The organism is Acinetobacter sp. ANC 4779, from assembly GCF_004331055.1.
Taxonomy (GTDB): Bacteria; Pseudomonadota; Gammaproteobacteria; order Pseudomonadales; family Moraxellaceae; genus Acinetobacter.
The window spans coordinates 338,154-353,725 of record NZ_SJNU01000002.1 but is presented as its reverse complement, the minus strand read 5'-3'; the positions used below and the strand labels follow the sequence as shown (position 1 = coordinate 353,725).

Here is a 15,572-nt window from a genome sequence, read left to right as displayed (position 1 = left end):
ATCAAAATACGTTATATATGATTCGTATTCGTGTAAATGGATGTCATGTTATGCATAAATAAGTTCAATAATGACGCATAACATTGAAAAAGAGTTGAAAACTAGGGATTACAGATTGGAGATAAGGGCATTATGGAAAAGATTTGGTTCGCTGAATACCAAAAAACAGGGATTCCGGAAACTGTAGAATTACCACCAGAAAATACCTCACTTAATGATGTTTTTGAACGTAATTTTCAAAAATTTGGTTCACGTGATGCCTTTATCTTTATGGATAAAGTCTTAACATTTAATGAACTAGAAGAAGCAAGCCGTAAATTTGCAACCTATTTACAAAGCTTAGGTTTGGCAAAAGGTGCTCGCGTTGCAGTGATGATGCCAAACGTGCTGCAATATCCAGTGGTTGCATTGGGTGTATTCCGTGCAGGTTTGGTACTGGTGAATGTGAATCCACTCTATACCTCGCGTGAACTTGAACACCAGTTGAATGATTCGGGTGCGGAAGCATTGGTGATCATTGAAAACTTTGCCACTGTTTATCAAGCTATTATTGGTAAAACACCGGTGAAACATGTGGTGGTGGCTTCCGTTGGCGATATGCTTGGTGTATTAAAAGGCACATTAGTGAATTTTGTATTGCGTTCAGTACGCAAGCAAATTCCAGCTTGGGATATTCCTGGACATATCAAATTTAATGCGGCGATGTCTAAAGTTAGTGCCAGCAATTACAAACGTCCAAGCTTGACTTTAAGTGATACTGCTGTACTGCAATATACTGGTGGTACGACTGGCGTTTCTAAAGGTGCAGAGCTGACCCATCGCAATCTTGTCGCGAACATGTTGCAGTGTGACGGTATTTTCCAAAGTAAATTTGGTGCACAAGACGGCTCTAAAGATGACCGTATTTTCTGTGCATTGCCGCTTTATCACATTTTTGCGTTCATGGTTTGTGCCATGTACGGCATGTATAAAGGTCAAGCCAACATTCTGATTCCAAACCCGCGTGACTTGCCCGCGGTCATGAAAGAATTGCGCAAATATCGTCCATCATTCTTCCCGGCAGTAAACACTTTGTTTAATGCACTGGTCAATAATGAAGAGTTTAAACAACTTGACCATAGCAATCTTAAAATGGCGATGGGTGGGGGTATGGCAGTTCTGGCTTCTACAGCAGAAGCATGGAAAAAAATTACCGGTACAAATATCATTGAAGGTTATGGTCTATCAGAAACTTCACCGGTTGCGACTGCAAACCCGCCTTCATCAATGGAATTTAGCGGCACAATTGGTATTCCGTTGCCACTGACTGAAGTTGCGATTCTTGATGATGATGGCAATGAAGTTGCATTAGGTGAGCAGGGTGAAATCTCGATTCGTGGTCCACAAGTCATGAAAGGCTACTGGAACCGTCCGGATGAGACTGAAAAAGTCATGACCCATGGCTTCTTCCGTACCGGTGATATCGGTGTGATGGATTCGCGTGGTTATATCAAGATTGTTGACCGTAAGAAAGACATGATTCTGGTTTCTGGCTTCAATGTTTATCCATCTGAAATTGAAGAGGTGATTTCTCAACATCCAAAAGTATTGGAAGTTGCAGCAATTGGTGTACCTGATGAAAAATCAGGTGAAGTGCCTAAGCTGTTTGTGGTGAAAAAAGATCAGTCTTTAACTACGGAAGAAGTCCTTGCTTTCGCTAAGGAAAACTTAACCGGTTATAAACGTCCGCGTTATGTTGAGTTTATGGATGAGTTGCCAAAATCAAACGTAGGTAAAATCTTACGTAAAGATTTACGTAAAACAGCATAAACCCTGCAATAAAAAAGCGCCGTAATCGGCGCTTTTTTTTATCCCTAAACTTTTAATCTTTCATCAACCAGCGATCAATATAAGGGCGGCCTATACCCATAATCCAGATGAAGGTTGTGATACTACCGAACTGATAAAGGTAGCGCTGTGAATCAAATGCACCAAAGCTATAGAGGTTATCAAGTACACAGTAAACAGCCACGACTGTGGTCCAGATCCAAAGGGCTTGACGCTTAATACCGACCATCCAAAGTGCGATAATTGAAATCACAATGGTGAAAATCAGAGAAAACCTGTTTAAATTGGCACACATGACTGCAAGTAAAAATCCCACAATCGGCAGCACGATTTTGAGTACACGATCCACTCTAAGTTGATGCAAGTGCTGTTTTTCCAGGACATCCAACATTTTTTGCTGATCTGGGTTGACCATAGGGGAGCCTTATTCCTCATTAATAAAAACATTATAATTTAACAAAAATTATTACTGAACCGCCATGCTATGATACTTGGCAGAAAATCTTAATGAGAAAAATGAGATGCAAAACATCAGCGGAATAATCTATCTCATCTTAATTGCATGTTTATTGCCTTACGTTTTTACCATGATTGCAAAAAAAACTTCTGGCTTTAAAGGACGAGATAACCAAAATCCGCGCGATTTTTTAGCCAAAACCACTGGCTTGGCGGCACGTGCCAATGCAGCACAGCAAAATAGTTTTGAAAGTTTACCTTTGTTTATTGCTGCCATTTTAATGGCGGAATATATGGTGGTTCCTCAAACCGTAATCATGACCTTTGGTATGGCCTATATTGTGCTGCGTATTATTTACGGCATTTGCTATTTGGCCAATTGGGCAACGTTGCGTAGCATTGTGTGGACCTTGTCTTTGTTGTGTCCAATTTGCTTATTACTTCTGGTGATTAAATTAACTTAAGATCGGCATCAGTCTGTGGAAATACATATTTTGACGTGGCGGATGTATAATCGCAAAGTTATTTAATTCTCAAAAACCGTTATAATCGTGTCGGTTTAAATAAGATTTAACTTGTTAAAGAGTGATGCTATGAGCTACAGCAATATCCCAGCGGGTAAAGATGCACCAAACGACATCTATGTCATTATTGAAATTCCTGCAAATGCAGCACCAATCAAGTACGAAATTGACAAAGATTCAGATGCTTTATTTGTAGACCGTTTCATGGGGACAGCAATGTTCTACCCAGCGAACTACGGTTATGTACCCAATACCTTGTCTCTAGATGGTGACCCACTAGACGTATTGGTGGTAACACCCTATCCAGTTGAACCAGGTTCAGTGATTCGTTGCCGCCCTGTTGGTAAATTGAACATGGAAGATGACGGGGGTATTGATGCGAAACTGGTTGCTGTACCGCATGAAAAATTGACACCGATCTATAAAGATGTTCAGGAGTACACTGATCTTCCTCCTTTATTGATCAGTCAAATCGAGCATTTTTTCCAGCACTACAAAGACTTAGAGCCAGGAAAATGGGTTAAGTTAAGTGGTTGGGAAGGTGCTGACGTTGCGAAACAAGAAGTGCTTAGCTCAATTGAAGCTTACAAAAATGCATAATTGATTTTTGGTATTTAGCACTTATTGTTAAATATCAAAAACAAAAAAACCTGCACAATGTGCAGGTTTTTTATGTCTTGAACTTACTGTGAATTAAAATAATTTCACAGGAATATCAAGGAAGATACGCCATTCATTGGTATCACCAAGGTATGCATTTTGGTATGCATCATTAGCTCGGTAAATTGAGTTACGAACGCGTAAGCTTGCATCTTTGGCAAAGCCACTTTGAACCGTGTATTTTACTTGGTTAAAGAATTCCTTTTCTTTACCTTCTTGAGCAGTGCCTACAACATTAATGTCCCAACCATAAACATATGCAGTCGTCCAGTTCAAGCCTGGGATACCATAATCATTAAAGTTCAAGTTGTATTGAACTTGTGCTGACTTTTCATGGTTACCGATGAAGTCAGACAGGTATGAGTTAGGGAGATAGATACTTTGACCACCATCAGCATTTTCACCATAGTCATAGCCTGTATTGCCAGTATTTTGCTGGTAAGCAAGCATCACAGAGTGAGCGCCCTGATTTAAAGTACCAGATAAAGACCAAATGTTGTTGCTACGGCCTTCAACATTTGAATTACCTAATGATGAAGAATAAGTCGCAGCTTCTTTATCCCATTCTGTGTGATAGCCACTGAAATCATAAGTTAAAGAGCTGTCATTTGCTAAAACTTGTTTATAGTTTGCATTTACATAATGACGTTCTAAGGCATTTTTAGAATCTAAACCATAATAAGACGCATTCAATTGATCATTGAATTTGTATTTTGCACCCCAAACTACTACACGGTCCAATTTACGGCCATCAGTATTGATTTGGTCTGAATATTGGTCTTTTGTAAATTTACCGGCAGTTAATTCTAAGCCATTAATTTCACGACTTGTAGCTAGAACACCTTCAAAATATTCAGGAACTAGACGTGCTGTGTTGCTCGCAAGAACAGGTAGGTCTAATACTTGTGTACCATATGTAACGGTGGTATTTGAAATACGCGCTTTAACGTTTGCACCACCACGAGCCCAATGGTCGTAAGTATCACCCGAGTTTTCTTCGCCGTTCAGTGTTTCACGAGGAATCATATTGTTGCCGGCATTATTGTTATCACCGATTTTGAATGAACCATCACCAACAACACCTACACCAAAGCCAACAACACCTTTAGTGAAACCTGAATCAAGTTTTATAATCGCAGTTTGTGCCAAGGAACTTGTATCATCTACACCATTCTTTTTATCACGGCTAATATAACCAGTACGGAAAAGTACAGAACCTTCAGCATCTTCAACAAAGCCTTTGGCTTCGCTTTGTTCACTGGCATAGGCTGTCGAGATTAAAGCAGCTTGAATTAAAACTGCTAAAGTTAATTTTTGTGTTTTTTGCATTGGGAGAAGGCCTTATACAAAATTGAACGAAGAAATTGGAGGAATTGTATACGTAATGTAGAGCAAAAATAATCTTTTTTTATTGATTTTATTTCATTAAAGTTATGCATTCTTTGAATATAATATTGTACCTTTTCGTTGATAAAAATATTCAAATTTTACTGTTGGTTAAAATTTTTTTACAAAACAATAATATATTTAAAGTATAAGTAACCTGATAAGTGGTTTTGAACAGTTATATCAAGCTGTAATTTACGAATTACCCTAAATTCTATGAAGCTTTCCTGCTTTAAACTTTAGTCTAGTATGGGGTAAAAGTGCTGATTGATGAATGTTCATAAAGAAGCGAGTGAACAATTAGAAATTTTAAAAAAATTGTATCTCTATGGAAATTTCATTTAAATTTTTAAGGTAAAAATTTAATTTACTTCAATATCAAGCTGACTTATTGATTATTGGTTGAATAAAAGTAAGCCAGAATGATCTGAAAAATTAACCCAAAAGTATAAAAAAGTTCTAAAATTCGCAGCCAAATTCATTGTTGAACAGAATCTTAAATAGATTCTACATAGGATAAAAATGCTGCATAATTCACACAAAGTTGCGTTATCTTTATTGCTTACCATAATCACAATGCCTGCATTTGCAGAACAACAGTCAACTTCAGCAACAACGGGAGCATTAACAGGTAATTTTGCTGTGGTGAATAAATATATTTTTCGCGGTGGTGTGGAAAATGATGATGTTGCTCTACAAGCTGGCGTTGAGTATGCACATCAAAGTGGTGTTACAGTTGGGTATTGGGGTTCAACCCTCGATTATGATCCATCTGATGACAGTGAAGATAAAGATCATGGTTTTGAACATGATTTTTATGTGGCGTATGGTGATGAAATTAATCAAAACTGGAGCTATAAAGTTCAAGGAACTGCCTATTACTATCAGGATGGCGGTACTGTATACGGCGAAAATGACGATAAACGTAAAACCACAGCATTCGATGTATTAGGTGAATTGGCTTATAAAGACTTAACTTTAGGTGCCTCGCTAATGCTTGCCGATGCTTCTTTTGCAAATGCCGGGGATGTGTATTTAAGTGCAGCATATAGTTATGCTTTGCCGCAAAACTTTATGTTGAATACATCAATTGGCGCATCTATTTATAATAGTAGCCGTGATGACAGCATGATTGAAACTAAAAATACGGTTGCTTTTAATGAAGCGCGTATTGGTGTGAGTAAAGGAATTGCAAATACGGGAGCTACAGCCTCTTTAGATTATGTGATCGGTGGTCAGGATCGCTTCGATACAGATTTTGATGATCAGGTTGTATTCGGTTTGAATTTTAGTTTTTAAGCTTAAAAACTGTAAGAATTTTTGAAAGTGTATAAATTGCTTTAAATTTGTGCACTTTTTTTAAGCATAATAAAATAATCTGCTTAAAAAATAGCCTCAAAAAGAGGCATGATGTAAGTAAATATGAATCTTGCTTTAAAGCTGAAGTGAGTTTTAATGCTGAACCAACTGGCTATAGCATCAAATAAACTAAATTTCAGATAAGCTTGTTCAACTTGCTTAAAATTTAATTAAAACAATATGATATATTTTTTTATTTTTTATTTTCGATCACTGATAGAGATCTCGTTTTGTTTTTGGCATAGCAATTGCTACTACCTCATTGAGTTTATCGAAATAACCAAAAAAACCGTCGTAGTACGATGTGGGGGAATCAAACAATGAAATCAACTTTAAATGCATTATCTCTGGCTGTATTAGGCGCAGCATCTAGCTTTACTTTCGCAGACGAGGTGCCTGCATCACCATTCGGTTTGTCTTTTAGCGGTAGTGCAGCATTGACTTCAGACTACCGTTACCGCGGTATTACTCAAGCATTCAATGATCCAGCCATACAAGCAGGTTTCCTCTTATCTCATGAATCCGGCCTATATGCAGGAGTGTGGGGTTCAAATGTGGATTTTGGTGGCCCTGCACATCTAGAACTTGACCCTTATGTGGGCTATACAACCACTTTAGAGAATTTTGCCAGCAAGCCTGTGGTAGATGTGGGCTTATGGTACTACGGCTATCCAAGTGATGGTGACCTGAATTGGTTAGAAGGTTATGCTAAATTAAGCTTTAAGGATGTATTGGTAAAAGATGCAAGCTTATTAACTGCAGTCAACTACAGCAATGACTTTTTGGGTTTAGATACCAATGCTTGGTACTTCAATGCTACTTATAGTGCACCATTTGGTTCAACAGGCTTTGGTGGTGTAGCCAGTTTGGGTTATACCGTAACTGATGATTATGACTTTGGTGGTGGTGATGATAGTTATCTTGATTGGAAAGCTGGTGTAACTTACTCATTTGCTTCTGTTGCTGGCCTTACTGCTGAATTGGCTGCAGTGGGTACAAATATCGATACTGATGGTATGACACATGTTGCGAGCCGGGGGGTCGAAACTGGTGCGGTATTGACTTTAACCAAAACATTCTAATTTCTAATACTAATCTAAGTCATTAAAAACCTCCAAAGTATGGCTTTGGAGGTTTTTTTATTGAGATGATTTAGGGGCTTCTGACCTTTCATTCCCTTGCGCTGAAAATAAAGCATCGCTTTATTTTTATTCATATTGCATAAAATGCAGCATGATAACTCACGATTCCTCAAAGAACTTTCTGACCAGAAACCAAAACCTGAAAATATTTAGCCGAAACATGTTCTAAAGTGAGTTCAGGTATAGCGTTAAAACCAAATTTAGAATAAAAATTCGCATCACTTAATACCTCAAAGCCTTTTGCGCCAATCGTTTCTAATGGACTTGGTGTGGATGGAATCAGTGCTGAACCTATACCTTGCAGTTGTCATTCAGGTAAAACAGCAATAAGTGTTCCCAGCCATATTAACCCTCTATACCTGAAGAAATTCGGATAGCAGAGGTGGCAATATGCCCCACAATTTGCTGATTTAAAACAGTGGTTAAAGAAAGAGGCAGTGCATTTGCCTTTCGAAGTACATTCACAATATATTGCGCGATATGACTCCGAATAGTGCTGATCTTGAAAAGCCTATTCGATGACCTGAAATAGCAGCCCAATCAGCAAGATTTTCACTATGGGGCAGCATTTGCATTTTGGGCTAGCCCTGTTGCGCCCGATAAGACAACGCTTCGGTTAAATGCTGGCTTTGAATCTCGGAATGCTGGGATAAATCGGCAATACTTCGCGCGACCCGTAATACCCGATGATAAGCACGGGCAGACAGGTTTAAGCGCTGCTGTGCCATTTCCATGATTTTTTGTGCCTGTGTATCGAGAGGAACAAATTGTTCAAGCTGTTTAGGGCTTAAAGCGTGATTCAGACATTGCTGTCTTTGTATTTGTAGGTTGTAGGCTTCAATCACGCGCTCACGTACGGTCTGTGAATTTTCGACTGGCGTAGTATCTTGTAGTTCATGCGCTTGTAAGGGTGGCACCTCCAGATGCAAATCAATACGATCGAGTAGTGGACCTGAAATACGATTCTGATAACGCTTAATCGCATCCGCGGAACATTGGCAACGAATATCCTGATTAAAAGCATAACCGCAAGGGCAGGGATTCATTGCCGCAATCAGCTGAAAGTTTGCCGGAAAGGTGATTTGTCGTGAAGCACGTGAAATCACTATTTCTTTAGATTCCAGCGGTTGTCTTAAGACTTCCAATACTTTTCGGTCAAATTCAGGTAGTTCATCTAAAAAGAGGACACCTAAATGGGCCAGAGTGATTTCACCGGGTTTGGGATGTGAACCGCCACCGACTAGTGCGATCGCTGAAGCAGTATGATGCGGTGCCCGAAAAGGGCGCTGGCCAAAAGGGTGCGAGTTATTGGAAACTGAATAAATACTGGCAACTTCCAGATTTTCCTGACTGTCTAAAGGCGGTAAAATACTGGCAAGCCGTGATGCGAGCAGGGTTTTTCCTGAACCGGGTGGACCTTTAAACAATAAAGAATGTCCGCCTGCTGCGGCAATTTCCAAAGCGCGCCGTGGACGCAGTTGACCTTTGACATCGGCCAAATCAAATTTGTACTGATCGGGTGCAATACACTGGCTGGCTTGATATTGCTGGATGGGCTGTTGATGAGAAAGGTGATCACAGACATCTTTTAAATGTTTGGCTGCAAACACTTCAAAATGAGGCAGTTGAGAGGCTTGCTGGGCATTTTGTTCTGGCAAGATCAGTTGATGTCCTAACTGTTGGCAGGCAATCGCAATACTTAAAATCCCGGTGATGGGACGAAGTTGCCCATCCAAAGCCAGCTCACCGATAAACTCCAGATTGTCGGGAACATTTTCAGGGATTTGCCCAGATGCGATAAGAATCCCTAAAGCAATCGGTAAATCGAGACGTGAGCCATCTTTGGGTAAGTCTGCCGGGGCTAAATTGATGGTTAAGCGCTTAGTCGGAAATTGAAAACCACTATTGATAATGGCTGAGCGGACCCGATCTTTACTTTCACGAACTGCCGCTTCAGGAAGCCCGACAATGGTTAAAGAAGGCAAACCCTGACTGACATGAACTTCAACCTCAATTAAAGGCGCATGAAGTCCAAGCAGACCTCGAGTGTAAATTTTAGCAAAAGACATTATTATTGTTCCGTTATAGTGCTTTATTTTTAATCGTTTTGTGTCTTTTAATGCACCAAATAAGTGCTTATTTATTGTTCTTGATTTTAATTTCTAATGCTTCAACGTGTTTAAGCAGTTCATTCAGTCGTAAGTTGGCATTATTGAGTGCAGTACGTTGACGTTCAATTTCATCTTTTGAAACCAGATCCATCTTGGAAACAGCTTCATTAAGCAAGGCACGCAAATTATGTTCAATATCTTTTTTGGGCTGGTCTATTTGTTCCATGATTGCTTGTAATAAAGTTTCGATCATTGTTGATTCCCTAACGGTGCAGAAGTATGAGCAGTGTAGCATTGCTCAAACCTAGACTATAGCCCCCATCGATCAGATATAGTTTTGTTCGATAAGTAAAATCGTAAATTTTATAGTAAAAATGTCTGTTTTTTAAAGATCAGACTACGTTTAAAAGTATAAAATAGGTTATAAAGAAAACTCGTGCCGAAACTCTCTATTTTCCCCCAACCTTAGAAATTTTGGCACGAAATTTGAACATAAAACCTTACTGGTGAAAGAAGCCGAAGGAAACAAACATGAAGCTCGTAACTGCAATTGTAAAACCCTTTAAATTAGATGACGTGCGTGAAGCACTCTCTGAAATTGGTGTTCAAGGGATCACCGTAACTGAAGTCAAAGGCTTTGGTCGTCAAAAAGGTCATACCGAACTTTATCGTGGCGCTGAATATGTCGTTGATTTTTTGCCTAAAGTAAAAATTGAAATTGCAATTAGCGATGATATGGTTGATTCAGTGATTGAATCAATTACGCGTGTTGCAAGTACAGGAAAAATTGGTGACGGTAAAATTTTCGTGACTAATTTAGAACAAGTCATCCGTATTCGTACCGGTGAAACAGGTGCAGATGCTGTCTAATTTGGCACGAAGTTTGCTGAGTACCTAATAACTCAAAAAATACTAGGTTGGGGGATACGAATGAAAAAAATGCTCATTGCGCTGAGTTTGTCTGGCGCACTCTTAGGTGGTTCTGTTGCATGGGCTGAAGAAGCTGTAGCAGTACCCGCTGCTTCTCAAGATGTCACAGTGGTTGAAACTGCTGACACATCGCTCACAAATTCTGAATTAGCTGTAGCACCTGCTCCAGCTGAACCAACAGTCGTGCCTGCAGAAGAAAAAGTAAAATTAGATACAGGTGATACCGCATGGATTTTAGTGTCTACAGCACTGGTTTTGCTGATGACCATTCCAGGTCTGGCACTGTTCTACGGTGGTATGGTTCGTAAGAAAAATGTCCTCGGCACAATGGCACACAGCTTTGTGGCAGCGGCAGTGGTCAGTATTACCTGGGTGGTGATTGGTTATACCCTTGCCTTTGGTGAGGGAAATGCATTCATTGGTGGCCTAGATAAAATCATGTTATCCGGCATTAGCACAGAGGCCTTAACCGGAACCATTCCTGAAATTCTGTTTGTTATTTTCCAAATGACCTTTGCCATCATTACCGTAGCCATCATTACCGGTTCGATTGCAGAACGTATGAAATTCAGCGCTTTCGTTGCATTCATTACCATTTGGAGTGTGGTGGTCTATGCTCCAATTACCCACTGGGTTTGGGGTGGCGGCTGGTTGGGTAACGATGGCGCACTCGATTTTGCCGGTGGGACTGTAGTCCATATTAACTCGGGTGTTGCAGGTCTGGTTGCTGCATACATGCTTGGCAAACGTATGGGCTTGGGCCGTGAATCAATGGCACCGCATAATCTGACTTTAACTGTGATTGGTGCAAGCCTGGTTTGGGTGGGTTGGTTTGGTTTCAATGGTGGTTCTGCACTCGGCGCCAACGGTTCTGCAGGTTATGCCTTAGTGGTAACTCAAATTGCAGCGGCAGCCGCAGCAATTGCATGGTTAATTACTGAAAAAGTGGTGCGTGGTAAAGCCTCTGTATTGGGTGGTGCATCTGGTGCGGTTGCCGGTTTGGTGGTGATTACACCTGCAGCTGGTTTTGTGACGGTAGGCGGTGCAATGGCAATGGGCCTAATTGGCGGTGTGGTGTGCTTCTGGGGTATTACTGCACTTAAACGTGCACTGAAAGCCGATGACTCTTTAGATGCTTTTGGTCTGCATGGTGTCGGTGGTATTGTCGGTGCAATCCTGACTGCAGTATTTGCGAGTGAATTCATCATGGGGGATAAAGTCCCTACCGATATGATGCATCAATTATGGGTGCAAATTGAAGGTGTACTTGCAACGATCGCTTACTCTGGCGTACTGACTTTCATCATTCTTAAACTGATTGATTTGGTGATTGGTATTCGAGTTGAGGCGGATGATGAACGTATGGGTCTAGACTTAAGTCAACATGGCGAACGCGTAGAATAATAAAAAACTGATAATCAATATATGGTGTCAAACAGCCCTTATGGGCTGTTTTTTTTCCATATCTTGCGTAAGCCTCTACAAAGTGCAGAATTTTTGCTACACTCTAAATCCGATTTGATTTGTTCAATTAAACCGCTATGCATTGTCCGTTTTGCAACGCCGCAGACAGTAAAGTTATCGATTCGCGTTTGGCTGCTGAAGGCTGTCAAATTCGTCGACGTCGTGAATGTATCAGTTGCGGAGAACGATTTACCACTTTTGAAACCTATGAAGTGGTGATGCCTCGGGTAATTAAATCTGACGGCAAAAGTGAACCTTTTGATGAAGCTAAAATGCGCCGTTCATTGATGCATGCTTTGCAAAAAAGACCCGTCACACAAGAACAGATTGAAACGGTGCTCAGCGATATCCAACTACAAATTCGTCGCCTGGGTGAGCGTGATGTGAAATCACGCATGATTGGTGAAATTGTCATGCAATCCTTGTTTGCCCTCGATCATGTGGCTTATGTGCGTTTTGCCTCGGTGTATCAAGACTTCCAGGATGTAGAAGCTTTTCGTCGTCAAATTGAACAAATGCAACAGCGTGAACACTAAAAGAGTTTAAACATGTCTAAGTTAAGTCAAGATCCCATTCACCAAGATCAGGTGTGGATGCAACGTGCGATTGAATTAGCGCGACTTGGACAATACTCAACCAAACCCAATCCCAATGTTGGCTGTGTCATTGTTAAAGACGGTCAACTGGTTGGAGAAGGCTTCCATCCGAAAGCAGGACAACCGCACGCAGAAGTCTTTGCCATGCGTCAAGCCGGTGATCTTGCTCAAGGTGCAACCGCTTATGTGACTTTAGAACCTTGTGCGCATTATGGTCGTACACCGCCTTGTGCTAAAGGTTTAGTCGAAGCCGGTGTTACTAAAGTGATCGTGGCTTGTCCTGATCCAAACCCCTTGGTGGCAGGTAAGGGTGTACAGATTCTAAAAGATGCCGGCATTGAAGTTGAAGTGGGCCTGTGTGAATCAGAAGCAGAACAACTCAATCTTGGTTTTTTAAAAGCCATGGCAACCGGCATGCCTTATGTGCGTTTAAAAGTGGCTTCAAGCCTTGATGGCCGTACGGCAATGGCATCGGGTGAATCGAAATGGATTAGCGGTAGCGCTGCACGTCAGGATGTACAGCATTGGCGTGCGATTTCTGGGGTGGTGATTACCGGAATTGAAACGGTACTTGCTGACGATTGTCTGCTTAATGTGCGTCAGCTCAATGGTATTGACGATATCACCACTATTGTTCAGCCGAAACGTCTGGTACTGGATCGTCAAGGACGTTTACCGCTTCATGCAAAAATACTGCAGCAACCCGATACGGTGATGGTCATGGGACCTTTCCGTCAGGAATTGGCTGATTTAGGTGTACTACAGCTTGCAGTACAGCCTTTAAAAGATTTGCTGCAGACTCTATCTACACAGCACCAAATTTACGATGTACTGGTGGAAGCAGGATCAACATTATCGACTGTCTTTTTACAACAACAGCTGGTCGATGAAATGATCAGCTATGTTGCACCGACATTTTTAGGTCAAACAGCACGTGCAATGTTTAGTGCGGAATTTAGCCGTATGGCAGAGCAACTTCGATTTAAGCTCATGCAGGTCACCCAATTGGGGGATGATGTGCGCTTAAGGTTAATCCCTTCTCAAGAGACAGTATGAATTCAGAGTCTTCGGTTTATCATAAACGTCGTCATTCAGCACGTACCACAGACGAATATCTTTTCAATCAGCTTGTTCCGTATCTAGGCAACAAACGGCGTTTACTTCATCTGATTTTGGAAGCACTTGAGAGTACGGGAACCTTAAATAGCAAAAATGGTCGTGCTCCGATTTTTGCTGACTTTTTTGCAGGCTCGGGCGTGGTTTCACGTCTGGCGCGTCAAAATGGTTATCGTGTGATTGCCAATGACTGGGAACCGTACAGTCATGCTTTAAATAGTGCGATTTTATCCTGTACGGAAGCGCCGGCATTTAAAGAACTGGGTGGTTATCAAAAAGCCATCGATTACCTTAACCGTTTGCCGGAAGTCAAAGGTTGGGTCACGCATAACCTGTGTCCGCGTAATGATGAAATTTATGATCCGGCTCGTGATCGTCTGTTCTTCAAACGCCGTAACGGCATGCGTATTGATGCGATTCGTCAGCAAATTGCCGCTTGGCAGGCACAAGGGGCGATTGATGATGTCGAGATGTCGGCATTGCTTGCACCTCTACTTTATTCAGCCAGTTTTGTCAGCAATACTTCAGGTGTATTCAAAAGTTTCCATCATGGTTGGGGCGGTAAAACCCAAACCGCTTTGGAACGGATTGAATCATTACTCTGGCTAACACCGAGCCGTTTTTGTGCGGTGGGTGAACCGAAAAAGCCGGCAGCAGAAATGTGGTGTGTCGATGCACAGCATCTGGCCAATCAAATGAGTAGTTTTGAAGTGGATGTAGCTTATCTTGATCCACCGTATAACCAGCATGCCTATGGTAGTAACTATCACGTACTGAATGCTTTAACCTTGTGGGATCAGACAGATTTACCCAGTCCCGATACCAAAGGCTATAAGAGCGGGATTGACCGAGCATGGCGTAAAGAGCGTCCTAGTCAGTACAACTCTTCCAAGTATGCCAAAGATGCCTATGAGAAATTGGTTGCAACGATTAATGCACGTTATATTCTGACCAGTTATTCGACCGATGGTAATATTGAAGCGGGTGATTTGCTGCAGGCGAATCTGAAACGTGGTCGTGTAACTTTGCTCACGCAAGATGTGCCACGTTATCGTGTCAGCAAGCAACGTCAGTCGGAACGCGCACGTGTATTAGAGTTTATTGTGATTACCGATACTCATGCCAAATCGGGTCCACCACTGCGCCAATTATTGGGTCAGTTGTATCATTTTGCTGAACTGGGTGGTGTCGATACCACCGGTGTGAGTACGCAACTGGCATTGTGGTAAAACAAATATAGAATTAGAGAACAGGTTATGTTTACAGGCATTATTGAAAGTCTAGGCAAAGTGGAAAGTTTACAAAGCGTAGGCGGTGATGTCCGTTTGCGTATTGGTACCCATCTCGATATGTCAGATGTGCATTTGGGTGACTCAATTGCCACCAACGGGATTTGCCTTACCGTGATTGAATGGGGTGAAAACTGGTATGCGGCTGATGTATCGCGCGAAAGTTTAAACCGTACCACACTGGGCACATGGAAAGTCGGTCAGCGCGTGAATGTGGAAAAAGCGATGTTGCCTACCACACGTTTTGGCGGTCATATTGTCAGTGGTCATGTCGATGCGGTGGGTGAAATTACCGTGGTGCGTGAAGATGCCCGCTCCATTTATTATGAAGTGACTGCGCCTGCTGAAATTGCCAAATATTTAGCTGAAAAAGGTTCGGTGACGGTCGACGGGATCAGTCTGACCATCAACCATTTACGTGGCAATGTGATTAGCCTGAATTTGATTCCGCATACGGCTGAACGAACCAATATTGGCACTTGGAAAACCGGCGCTAAAGTGAACCTGGAAGTCGATGTTTTAGCACGCTATATCGAGCGTTTAATGCTCGGTGATAAAGCGGCTGAAACCAAGGAACAATCCAAATTAAGTATGGCATTTCTGGCAGAAAATGGCTTCTTGAAGTAAAAAATCATAGAATAGAAAACAGTCTGGTTGGAAAGTCAGACTGTTTTTTTTATTTTTATTTAGGTTTTTTAGTGGGCTGGGTAGA

The 15,572-nt window shown here is 41.4% G+C and carries 15 protein-coding genes; 11 read left to right on the top strand and 4 right to left on the bottom strand.

The features are described 5' to 3' along the window. Window positions 1–132: 132 nt before the first annotated feature. A complete protein-coding gene (locus E0H80_RS04590) occupies window positions 133–1,809 on the top strand; it encodes an AMP-binding protein (RefSeq protein ID WP_131363560.1) in 1,677 nt (558 codons plus the stop codon). Window positions 1,810–1,861: 52 nt separating this feature from the next. Here the strand turns inward: E0H80_RS04590 and E0H80_RS04585 are convergent, their stop codons facing one another. Then, a complete protein-coding gene (locus E0H80_RS04585; protein ID WP_131363558.1) occupies window positions 1,862–2,242 on the bottom strand; it encodes a hypothetical protein in 381 nt (126 codons plus the stop codon). A 106-nt stretch (window positions 2,243–2,348) separates the two neighbouring features. Between E0H80_RS04585 and E0H80_RS04580 the strand changes: the two genes are divergently transcribed. Together E0H80_RS04580 and ppa are read left to right on the top strand one after the other, a co-directional pair. Beyond that, a complete protein-coding gene (locus tag E0H80_RS04580) occupies window positions 2,349–2,747 on the top strand; it encodes an MAPEG family protein (RefSeq protein ID WP_131363556.1) in 399 nt (132 codons plus the stop codon). 129 nt (window positions 2,748–2,876) lie between these two features. After that, window positions 2,877–3,407: an inorganic diphosphatase gene (gene ppa, locus E0H80_RS04575; RefSeq protein WP_131363554.1), complete on the top strand. Its 531-nt coding sequence runs from the start codon at window positions 2,877–2,879 to the stop codon at window positions 3,405–3,407. A 93-nt stretch (window positions 3,408–3,500) separates the two neighbouring features. Here the strand turns inward: ppa and E0H80_RS04570 are convergent, their stop codons facing one another. After that, window positions 3,501–4,796, bottom strand: coding sequence for an OprD family outer membrane porin (locus E0H80_RS04570; protein WP_131363552.1), 1,296 nt, complete (start codon window positions 4,794–4,796; stop codon window positions 3,501–3,503). 579 nt (window positions 4,797–5,375) lie between these two features. Between E0H80_RS04570 and E0H80_RS04565 the strand changes: the two genes are divergently transcribed. Together E0H80_RS04565 and E0H80_RS04560 are read left to right on the top strand one after the other, a co-directional pair. After that, on the top strand, window positions 5,376–6,152 hold the full coding sequence (locus E0H80_RS04565; RefSeq protein ID WP_131363550.1) for a TorF family putative porin: 777 nt from the start codon (window positions 5,376–5,378) through the stop codon (window positions 6,150–6,152). Window positions 6,153–6,532: 380 nt separating this feature from the next. Further along, the gene (locus E0H80_RS04560; protein WP_131363548.1) at window positions 6,533–7,294 is read left to right on the top strand and encodes a TorF family putative porin; all 762 of its coding nucleotides are present in this window, start codon (window positions 6,533–6,535) and stop codon (window positions 7,292–7,294) included. A 641-nt stretch (window positions 7,295–7,935) separates the two neighbouring features. Here E0H80_RS04560 and E0H80_RS04555 read toward each other — a convergent pair. Then, window positions 7,936–9,423: a YifB family Mg chelatase-like AAA ATPase gene (locus E0H80_RS04555; protein WP_131363546.1), complete on the bottom strand. Its 1,488-nt coding sequence runs from the start codon at window positions 9,421–9,423 to the stop codon at window positions 7,936–7,938. A 67-nt stretch (window positions 9,424–9,490) separates the two neighbouring features. After that, window positions 9,491–9,718, bottom strand: a complete 228-nt coding sequence (locus tag E0H80_RS04550; RefSeq protein WP_067865987.1) for an accessory factor UbiK family protein — start codon at window positions 9,716–9,718, stop codon at window positions 9,491–9,493. A 278-nt stretch (window positions 9,719–9,996) separates the two neighbouring features. On the opposite strand from E0H80_RS04550, the gene glnK reads away from it, so the two are divergent. The 6 genes from glnK to E0H80_RS04520 all read left to right on the top strand — a co-directional run bounded on the left by glnK (window position 9,997) and on the right by E0H80_RS04520 (window position 15,487). Continuing rightward, entirely contained in the window at window positions 9,997–10,335 is a 339-nt protein-coding gene (glnK, locus tag E0H80_RS04545) for a P-II family nitrogen regulator (RefSeq protein WP_005094485.1), read from the top strand. Window positions 10,336–10,395: 60 nt separating this feature from the next. After that, window positions 10,396–11,799, top strand: coding sequence for an ammonium transporter (locus E0H80_RS04540; protein WP_131363544.1), 1,404 nt, complete (start codon window positions 10,396–10,398; stop codon window positions 11,797–11,799). 137 nt (window positions 11,800–11,936) lie between these two features. After that, complete coding sequence (gene nrdR, locus E0H80_RS04535; RefSeq protein WP_067865992.1) at window positions 11,937–12,395, top strand: transcriptional regulator NrdR; 459 nt, start codon at window positions 11,937–11,939, stop codon at window positions 12,393–12,395. 12 nt (window positions 12,396–12,407) lie between these two features. Further along, the gene (ribD, locus tag E0H80_RS04530) at window positions 12,408–13,511 is read left to right on the top strand and encodes a bifunctional diaminohydroxyphosphoribosylaminopyrimidine deaminase/5-amino-6-(5-phosphoribosylamino)uracil reductase RibD (RefSeq protein ID WP_131363542.1); all 1,104 of its coding nucleotides are present in this window, start codon (window positions 12,408–12,410) and stop codon (window positions 13,509–13,511) included. Beyond that, the gene (locus E0H80_RS04525) at window positions 13,508–14,800 is read left to right on the top strand and encodes a DNA adenine methylase (RefSeq protein WP_131363540.1); all 1,293 of its coding nucleotides are present in this window, start codon (window positions 13,508–13,510) and stop codon (window positions 14,798–14,800) included. The genes ribD and E0H80_RS04525 overlap by 4 nt, the downstream gene beginning before the upstream one ends. Before the next feature lie 27 nt (window positions 14,801–14,827). Next, window positions 14,828–15,487 carry a riboflavin synthase gene (locus E0H80_RS04520; protein ID WP_131363538.1) on the top strand — a complete coding sequence of 220 codons (660 nt, stop codon included), beginning with the start codon at window positions 14,828–14,830 and terminating at the stop codon, window positions 15,485–15,487. Window positions 15,488–15,572: the final 85 nt, after the last annotated feature.